This window comes from Cyanobacterium sp., from assembly GCF_054166785.1.
Map to the genome: position 1 here is coordinate 84,864 of NZ_JBSZCP010000013.1, position 9,425 is coordinate 94,288.

9 protein-coding genes are annotated in these 9,425 nt (G+C 37.6%); 6 read left to right on the plus strand and 3 right to left on the minus strand.

Annotated features, from left to right (window positions below):
* The first annotated feature begins 58 nt into the window (after positions 1 to 58).
* The 3 genes from ACXITR_RS01820 (at position 59) to ACXITR_RS01830 (ending at position 2,417) form a co-directional block, all read left to right on the plus strand.
* The gene (locus tag ACXITR_RS01820) at positions 59 to 283 is read left to right on the plus strand and encodes a type II toxin-antitoxin system Phd/YefM family antitoxin (RefSeq protein ID WP_457995524.1); all 225 of its coding nucleotides are present in this window, start codon (positions 59 to 61) and stop codon (positions 281 to 283) included.
* On the plus strand, positions 283 to 669 hold the full coding sequence (locus tag ACXITR_RS01825; RefSeq protein ID WP_457995525.1) for a type II toxin-antitoxin system VapC family toxin: 387 nt from the start codon (positions 283 to 285) through the stop codon (positions 667 to 669). Before ACXITR_RS01820 ends, ACXITR_RS01825 begins: the two co-directional genes overlap by 1 nt.
* A 230-nt stretch (positions 670 to 899) precedes the next feature.
* Positions 900 to 2,417, plus strand: a complete 1,518-nt coding sequence (locus ACXITR_RS01830; protein WP_457995526.1) for a class I SAM-dependent methyltransferase — start codon at positions 900 to 902, stop codon at positions 2,415 to 2,417.
* Between the two features lie 114 nt (positions 2,418 to 2,531).
* On the opposite strand, the gene ACXITR_RS01835 is transcribed toward ACXITR_RS01830, so the two are convergent.
* Positions 2,532 to 4,091, minus strand: a complete 1,560-nt coding sequence (locus tag ACXITR_RS01835; RefSeq protein ID WP_457995527.1) for a DUF7305 domain-containing protein — start codon at positions 4,089 to 4,091, stop codon at positions 2,532 to 2,534.
* A gap of 324 nt (positions 4,092 to 4,415) precedes the next feature.
* Positions 4,416 to 5,429 (minus strand): diguanylate cyclase domain-containing protein, encoded by a 1,014-nt coding sequence (locus ACXITR_RS01840; RefSeq protein ID WP_457995528.1) that lies wholly within the window; start codon positions 5,427 to 5,429, stop codon positions 4,416 to 4,418.
* Between the two features lie 109 nt (positions 5,430 to 5,538).
* Here ACXITR_RS01840 and ACXITR_RS01845 point away from each other — a divergent pair, with 109 nt between their 5' ends.
* The 3 genes from ACXITR_RS01845 to mreD are packed head-to-tail and all read left to right on the plus strand — an operon-like array spanning position 5,539 to position 8,519.
* Positions 5,539 to 6,780: a vWA domain-containing protein gene (locus ACXITR_RS01845; RefSeq protein WP_457995529.1), complete on the plus strand. Its 1,242-nt coding sequence runs from the start codon at positions 5,539 to 5,541 to the stop codon at positions 6,778 to 6,780.
* Positions 6,781 to 6,811: 31 nt separating this feature from the next.
* Positions 6,812 to 7,966 carry a DUF389 domain-containing protein gene (locus tag ACXITR_RS01850; protein ID WP_457995530.1) on the plus strand — a complete coding sequence of 385 codons (1,155 nt, stop codon included), beginning with the start codon at positions 6,812 to 6,814 and terminating at the stop codon, positions 7,964 to 7,966.
* A 22-nt stretch (positions 7,967 to 7,988) separates the two neighbouring features.
* The gene (gene mreD / locus ACXITR_RS01855) at positions 7,989 to 8,519 is read left to right on the plus strand and encodes a rod shape-determining protein MreD (protein WP_457995531.1); all 531 of its coding nucleotides are present in this window, start codon (positions 7,989 to 7,991) and stop codon (positions 8,517 to 8,519) included.
* Between the two features lie 17 nt (positions 8,520 to 8,536).
* On the opposite strand, the gene ACXITR_RS01860 is transcribed toward mreD, so the two are convergent.
* On the minus strand, positions 8,537 to 9,184 hold the full coding sequence (locus ACXITR_RS01860) for a PAP/fibrillin family protein (RefSeq protein ID WP_457995532.1): 648 nt from the start codon (positions 9,182 to 9,184) through the stop codon (positions 8,537 to 8,539).
* Positions 9,185 to 9,425: the final 241 nt, after the last annotated feature.

Below are 9,425 nucleotides of genomic sequence, written 5' to 3' on the forward strand. Positions count from 1 at the left end.
CTAGGACAAATAGTCAAAAATGTTATCATTGTCAACAAATTCAATCTTCAAGTTTAAAATGAAAATAGAATTAAAAAAAATAGAAGATAATCCAAAAATCTTAGAAAAAATTATCGAAGGGATAGAAGAATTAATTATTACTGAAAATGAACGACCAATTTATAAGTTAACTAAAATTAATCAACCTATCAAAAAGCGCCGCATTCGTGGTAGTGCAAAAGATTTAATAACAATAAGTGTTGATTTTGATGAACCATTACCAGAATTTACGGAATATATGTAATGCAATTTTTGCTAGATACTCATACTTTTCTTTGGTTCATTAGTGATAGTGAAGAAATACCTGAACATTTATTTAATTTACTAGAGTCTGATGTCGATTTATTATTAAGTATCGCTAGTTTATGGGAAATAGCGATTAAAGTGAGTATAAATAAGTTGATTCTACCTCAAGATTATCAAGAATTTATTGGTCAACAAATAAAAATTAATGACATCGAAATTTTGCCTATATCTTTATCTCATTTGAATATAATTACAACTTTACCATTGCATCATAAAGATCCTTTTGATAGACTAATTATTGCTCAAGGGATAGAAGAAAATATTACTATTATCACCAGAGATTCTGTTTTCGATTCTTACACCGAAATTAAAACTATTTGGTAATTACAATTAAGTCAAGTTTATAATAATAGGCGATCGCACCCCACACACCTCCATCGGTTAAATGGAGATCGCGCCACGCTACTTTTAAATCGTATTTAAGTAAATAAAGTAGAACTCATGTATTAATCCCCGTCCTTATTAAGGGGGGTGGGAAGAATAAAATTTCTCAAGATGGTGATATATTCTGATGATAAAATATACATTATCGACTCATTACCTAACATAACTGTATGGCTTGGACAGAAGGCTACGTTTCAGAAATTAACTATACCTATGGATTTTACGGAGAATTAAGCCCCCTCAAACTAACCCTCGCTACAGCCATTAAAGCTATACATCCCCCCGATTTAAATGAACCTTTTAACTATTGTGAGTTAGCCTGTGGAAGGGGTTACACCACTAATCTTCTCGCTTCTTGTTATCCCCAAGCCCAATTTTATGCCAACGATTTTAACCCTAACCATATCCTCGAAGCCAGAAAGTTGGCAAAGTCTGCGGGTAGTCAAAATGTACATTTTTTTGATGATAGTTTTACTGAATTTCTCTATCAAGATTTACCCCAGTTTGATTTTATTGTTTTACATGGTATTTATAGTTGGATTACTCCCGAAAATCGTCAAGCCATTGTGGAGTTTATCAAGAAAAAATTGAATGTGGGGGGTTTGGTGTATGTTTCCTATAATGCTCTACCTGGTTGGGCGGCAGCGATGCCTATGCAGGGTTTAATGTTACGTCATCGCAAACATTCTTCCGAGCCGATTTTGCAGTGTATCGAAGAGGCGTTAAATTTAACCGAAAGATTGATAGATACCAATGCAGGTTATTTTGTTCAAAACCCAGCACTAAAGCCCCGTTACGAAGGTTTGAAGCAACAAAATCGTTACTATTTAGTCCATGAATATTTTAATGAAGAGTGGAATAGTTTTTATTTTGATGAGGTTGCCCAAGAGTTGGATGAGGCAAAACTAAATTTTATTGGTTCAGCAAATATCATTGACTACATTGATATTCTCAATTTAACTCAAGAAGCGTTAACGGAGTTAAATACAATAAAAGATCCTATTTATAAAGAAGTAGTCAGGGATTTTTATATTAACACTCAGTTTCGGCGAGATATTTTCGCCCGTGGGCAAGTACAAATGACCCCCCCAGAACATACCAAAATTATTGAAAACATCCGTTATGCGTTGATTGTACCCCCTAGCACTATCAAATTAGACCATACTTTTGCGGTGGGCAATGTCACTTTACAAAAGGAAATTTATGAGCCGATATGTGAGCTTTTGGCGGAGTCTCCTGCTACGATGAAAGAGTTGCACAGCCACGATACTCTCAAGAAAAACCCCATTAATAATATTTATCAAGCGTTAATGGTATTAACTGCCATTGGTTATGCTCATCCTGCGGTGGATGATGAAACCTGCGAATATAGGCAACAATTCACCAATGCTTTTAACATTGCGGTGATAGAAAGGGCGATAATCTCTGATGAGATGGCTTATTTGGCTTCTCCTCTTATTGGTAGTGGGGTAGGGGTTTCCTCCATTGAGCAGTTATTGTTATTAGCGGTTATGCAAGGGGAGGAGGGGGTTGATTTTGTCTGGGGCATTTATTCTTCTCAAAATAAGAAGTTGATTAAGGATGGTAAGGTTTTGGAGAAGGCGGAGGATAATATTGCTTATATTAAGGAAATAGCGGAAGATTTTTATAATAATCGGTTGTCTATTCTGGAAAGTCTTGGTATTTAAAGAAGTTAACTATTTGACTTCATAAAGGCGATCGCACGTTACACCCTGAGCGCACCCCAAACAAAAAAGTCCCCCTTGTTAAGGGGGATTTAGGGGGATCAAACCTAGCGCACTTTATTGTAGATTTTCTCTTGTCCAGTTAGTAATACTTTTTACTTGATAATTTACTGTAGGGTTAAGATCTAATTTTAATGATTCCATACCTGAAGCATCGAGACGTTGGAATATTCCACCAGTTTTACCACCTCCGTTAAACTCTATAGACTTTGCCCACAAAGCTCCGAAATGGTTATTGTTTCCATTGTACTTTACATGAGAATTCGGGGCAAAAATGAACCCATGAGTTGCGTTACCACCACCTGAGGTTTCAACTTGTCCGCTATACACATAAATCTGATAGTTTTGAGGCCTATCACCCGTTAAATGAGTATTTTTATTTTCATTCATTATCAACCCATTATTACCGTAAATAATTAATCTTCTATCGGGAGATTCTTTGGTGAAATTTAAATTATCGGTATTAATTTTTATACCTTTTCTATGATGGACGTGAAAAGTTTGAGGTTCAGTTCCCGTTCCAAAACTTATACTACAGTTACTACTATCGAAGTCTAAATGAAAATGATACTCACCATTTTGATTAGCCTTATGATCTGCAGCTGGTAAGACTCGGACACCGTTAGTAGGAGTAGGACATGACTTTAATTGTATTGCTTGAGAGGAATCTGTCGGAGGATTATATTCGTTTCCATTTGGTAATTGAGGAAAACCAAGATTTCCTGCTGTAGCGGTAAAATCACTAGCATTGAAAGCTGATTGTAATTTATTTGCAGAATTACTAAAGAACGATGCCCATGAGGTGTTATTATTCTTATTGCATCCACTAGAATCAAGAACATTTGCCTCTATTCTTGAGTTTGCTGAATTTAGAGGACTTTGAAAATCTTGAATCCATAATCCGACCGGCCCGGGCAAAGGAGAATCTGCATCTGGAATGTTTTCCGTATTTTTGACGACAGGAACTTCTACTTTAATTTGAGTATTTGCTACAGGTTGACCATTTATAAGCCTTCTCCCCTGAATAGTTAATGTTGCAAAAGGACTATCATCAGTTACATTTGCTGGAATGAAATTAGATACTTTATACTCAGTATCTGTTCCGATAGCAGACCAAGGGTTTTTATTAGATAATTTACCGACAATTTTATTAAGGTTTTGCTCCAGTAATTTTGTTTTATCTTCCGACAAATCTACAGATGCTGCACTTTCAAAACGTACACAAGCACCACTTTCTGGACTCGCAGAAGAACCAGATACTATATTATCAATAATATCCTCTGTTTCTAGTGGGGCTAGATTACCGTTGGAGTCTTCTTCAAACCAATCTTCTATGGCTAGTTCTGGGGTTTCTGCTAACAGATTTTGAATCCTGGCAACCCCAGCCTCAGCCGCAGCCACAGCCTGAGCGCTCTGTTCATCGGAGGTAACATTAGTTTTATTCTGGCTAGAAGTGGCAATGGCTAGGGTTGTCCCTGCAATCATCAAAGCACCAAGCCCAACACCCATCGCTAGGGTAGAGCCTTTTTGAGAGCTATTGTGCAACACAGAAAGGAGCTTAAACTTGAAGTTTGCCCCGAAGCTATCTTGTTCTGACTGTTTATTTTTGTGTAACATAATAATCACCTTTGCCTTTTTTAAATTCTAGTTTTGCTATATTGATAAACTTCTAATATTAAGTTAGAATCTGAGTTGCCTAATGCCCTTGCGATGGTTTGTTAAGTTACTTATTACTTGGTTACTTCTCGTGTCGAGCAGTGCTACGTTAAATATAAAAATTAATCCTTAAACCTATATCTATTATACCAAAAAGCAAAATATTCATAACAGTGAAAATACCTAAATTACCTAGATATTTTTTGTGTAAAGTTTAAGTATTTTCAACCATAAATAAACTTTTTAAAGTTCCCTCTCGGTTAAGAAAAGAAACTTTTTTTAAATTTAAAATTGATCGATGATAATAGCATTGGCTTTGCCAGAGGCGATCGCCCTTTCTAAACAATTTTGAGCAACCTCAATTAAATTAGTAGAAGGTATAGCCTGAGTAGGAATACCCGTAGCTAAACCAAAACTGAAGGTAATAAACTCGCTGACTGGGGAAAAATGATGGGGAATTTGTAAAGCTGTGATGTGGTCTCCGATGACCTCTGCCACCTTATACGCCCCCATGGAATCGGTACTAGGTAATAATACGGCAAAGGTATCCTGATCAAACTCCGCCACCATATCCCCCGCCCGTTTCACCGTATCTTTTACATCCTCGGTGATAATCCGCAGACAACTATCAACAATTTCCTTTTCGTGGTTTTCTTCGTAGGATTGAAAATCATTAATTTTTGCCAAAATAATCGATAAATTAGTACCCTCAGTATCAGAAAAAGAAGTCCTTTGTCGGGAAGCCCTTAACCATTCCTTTTGTAACATTTCTTCAAAATACTTACGATGGGGAATGATATTCAATCGCCCTTCGTTACTTTTATTATTAACTATTAGGTTATTTTTTTCTACTAATTCTTGTAATCGTTGATAATGGGGAATTATTTTATGTAATTGATTGGTTGTTTCCCGTAAATTATCTTTTAAACTCTTGATAAGTAATTGTTGATTAAGACGATGGACAACTTCTTTTTTGACAAAAGGATAGTTAATATAATCATCGGCTCCCGCATCAAAACTTTGCTCTACATTAAAATAACGTTCATCTCGATTAATAATGATTATGGGAATATTATTGCCCTTATCTAAAAGTTTAATTTTTTTACACACTAAAAAGCAATTAAGATCCTTAATGGTATTACTAATTAAAATAAGCTCAGGGGTTTGTATATAAATTAAGTCAAGTAATTCCGACTCATTGTTAACATCAATAAGGGAATGGTTTGAATCGGAAATAAGCTCTCTAAAAAAAACTATTTGCTCGTCTAAATCATCCAATATGATTATACTTTTTTTCATGGGTTTATTAAATGTTAATTAAAATTAGATTAACTTTTACTATCAAAGTTTAAAATCTCGGTAATAATAAAAATGATACTAACAATCTATTAAATTATTCCAATTACTTATGAAACCTTTACTAAAAGCAAGACTTAATGACACTAATCTTTCCGCAGAAAACACCAGCACCCAAAGACAATTAGAAATAAGTGTTCAGGCTGTACAAGATTCATCCTTAAATCGTTTACCTATCAACTTATGTATTATTTTGGATCATAGCGGCTCTATGGTGGGTAAACCGTTAGAAAACGTAAAACAAGCGGCGATCGCCCTTATCGAGAAATTAAATCCAGAAGATCGAGTTTCGGTGGTGGGTTTTAACCATGAAGCCACGGTGGTGGTGAATAGTCAACCCGTAGCAGACTTAGAAGCCATCAAAACCCAAATCAACCAAGTACGCGCCGATGGTGGCACGGCCATTGATGAGGGGATGAAATTAGGCATCCAACAAATTAGTTTTGGTAAAGAAAATCGAGTTTCCCAAATCTTACTCCTCACCGATGGGGAAAACGAGCATGGCAGTAATGAAAAATGTTTAAAACTTGCCAAAATGTCCTCGGAATATAACATCACCCTCAACGCCATGGGCTTTGGTAACAACTGGAATCAGAAAGTATTAGAAGCCATTAGTGATAGTGCCAATGGTACTTTAACCCATATCGAATTTGCAGAACAGGCAAAGGAAGAATTTCAAAAATTGCTCACCCGCATGGAGTCCGTAGGTTTAACCAATGCTTTCTTGATCATGGAATTAGGGGAAGATGTACGCATGGCGGAATTAAAACCCATGGCGCAGGTAGCCCCCGAAACCGTAGAATTAGAGCCACAACGGCAGGATGATTACACCAACAAATATACCGTACGATTAGGGGATTTGATGACCACTGAGCGCACCATCTTAACTAATCTCTATCTCGGTAAATTATCCCTAGGTTCTCAGGCGATCGCCAAGATTAAGGTACAATATGACGATATAAAAGGGCAAACCCTCACCTCCGAAGAAATTGCCGTTAATATTCAAGTACAAGCCCAATATCAACCCCAACATGATACCGAAATTCAAAAATCCTTACTTACCCTTGCCAAATATCGCCAAACCCGCCTAGCCCAAGAAAAAATTGAGCAGGGAGATAGTAAAGGCGCTGCCACCCTCCTACAAAATGCCGCTAAAACCGCCCTACAACTAGGGGATGAAAGCGGAGCAACCGTACTACAAACCAGTGCCACCCGTCTACAAGCAGGGGAAAAACTATCAGAGTCGGAGAAGAAAAAAACCCAGATGGCCGCCAAAACCACATTACAATTATAATTTCTTTTAGCTACCCCATATCATTTGAAAGATGAATCAATCTAACCTTCGGCAACAGGTACAGAATTTTGTGGAAGAATGGTTTAATCGCAAGAAAGTTCGGGCGATTTGGCGATGGTTAAAGCTCTCGGTGAACCGTATTTTGCCCCGAGTTTCCGCCACCCGTATCGCAAAACTACATCAGGAATTAAGTAGTGATTCTCGGTGGGGAGTGGACTATATTCTATGTACCGTTGCATCTTGTCTCATTGCCTCCTTTGGTTTACTTAGCAACAGTGCGGCGGTGATTATTGGGGCGATGATTGTTGCTCCTTTGATGTTACCTTTACGGGGGCTTGCTTTTTCTGCCTGTGAGGCGGATTTGAGGCTTTTTAATAAGTCTATTCTTTCTTTGGTGGGGGCGACGGTTTTAGCCCTTTTGTTATCTTGGTTTATTGCCAGGGTGGTGGCTTTACCCGATGTGGGTTCAGAAATTATTGCCCGTACCCAACCGACTCTCATTGATTTGGGTATCGCCATTAGTGCAGGGTTAATCAGTGGATTTGGTAAAGTGCGATCGGGAATTAGTGAAACCCTTGCGGGAACTGCGATCGCCGTTGCTCTTATGCCTCCTTTGTGTGTGGTGGGCATTTCCATGGCAGGGGGATTATACGCCTATGCTACGGGAGCATTTTTACTTTATATCACTAACCTATTGGGCATTACCCTTGCTTGTATGGTAGCTTTCATCCTCTCAGGTTATACCAAAGCCACTAAAGCCCTCGGGTGGGCTAGTGTGACAACAGCTTTATTAGTTATTCCTTTGGGAGCTAGTTTTTTTCAGTTAATCCAACAACAAGAAATTGAGAAAGAAATTAACCGTCAACTGGCCAATGAAACCATTACCGTAGGGCAAGACGTGGAAGCGGTGAGGGTAGGAATTATCTGGACACAAAACCCTCCCCTGATAAATGTCACCATGCAAACAGATAAAGAAATTACCCCTCGACAGGTAACTTTGGTTAGGGATTACATTAGCTCGAAAATGAATCGAGATTTTGAGTTAATTTTTTATATCGTACCCGTCAGAAGAATTACTAGGGAGGAGGATGATGAGATGTTTATTCCCCCCGACAGTTCCAACATTTTTGACAATTTTGATTCCAATACTAATTTTTCCATTCCTCAAGGCCGAGAAAGTAGATAATAAATAACTCCAAAACATTTTCATGATTCTAAAAAATAAAACAATCCAACCTATCCTTGTTATCTCCATCTCCGTTTTTATTTCTTGCATACTATTAATGTGGCGTATTCCAGGCATGGAATTATTAGGGGTAACTCCCAATTGGCTATTAATTTGGCTCGTGGTGTGGAGCGTAAAAAGAAATTTATGGCAAAGTATGGTGGCGGGGGTTTCTTTAGGCTTAATTTGGGATGGCATTAGTGGAGATTTTCCTACCCATATTCTCGGATTAGCCGTGGTAGCCCTTCTTACCAGTAATGTTTATGAAGATGAATATATAAAAGAAGATGCCATTTCCATCGTGGTAATTGTCTTTGGCATGGTGATTATCAGTGATACCATTACCGCCCTCCAATATAGTCTGCAAACGTCTATTCCTTTAGCTGATATTTGGCTTAAATACCAACAAAGTGCGATCGCCTCTGCTATCATCACCAGCCTATGGACACCCCTACTTTACTATCCCTTCAACTACTTGATGGATAATTCCCACAAAAAAACCCGTCGCCGATAAAAAATGTTTTATCAATGCTAGTTCATCTTTTCCTGCCTTGACAAAATAAATAAACTGCCATCTCCACCCCTACCAACCCTTAAATCTTGATCAATATAAGTAACCCTTAAACTAGGTACTCTTCCTTGGGGATTACGAGCATCAAATTCCTTAATAGGATCTAAAATGGGGGTGTTTATTCCTCCTATATTTTGGATAGATAAATATCTCTTTTCAAAATTAACATTAATAGTATCCGTAGGCAGAGCATTCTCCGACTCAACTTTTGGAGCAAAACTGGCGGTAACCTTAACATATCCATTAACTATTTTAGAACTATGTTCCACAAAAGCAATATTAAAAAAAGAAACCTTTTGAACATTAATTATCTGATATACCTGCCTCAACTTAAAACCAAGGGGAAGTTTATTTAAAGAGCGTATTTCCCTAGCCGAGGAGTATTGTAGTTGCCAGATTCCATCGAGTAAATTAGTGGCAAATTGTAAGGGATTGGGAAAAGGGTTGAGCGCTTCGAGATTTGTGGTTAAATTTTCAATCATTTGAGCATCTCCATCCTTAATCATGGTATCAGTGATGGGATAGTCAGGGTTAATGTTGATATTAAGTGCTGTATTTTTGATAGTTGAAAGTAATTTTTCCTTTAAAGCTAGACGATTGTTAATCATGAATTTTTTTTATAACGAGGCTACATAGTTCAAGGGTTTTCACTTTCTATCCTACATTGAGTGCCGAATTTTTTTTGCATCTAAAAGCGAGTAATCAACTAACTATTGAAGTACCCTAACTTTGCCTAACGGCTGAAGATAGGGATTCTAACAGCCAATTACTTGACCGTTCATCCACTCAAACAACACAAGTTGCAGAGGGTTGGTAGGCTCAGAAACTACTGCTTCTGATATATCCCGA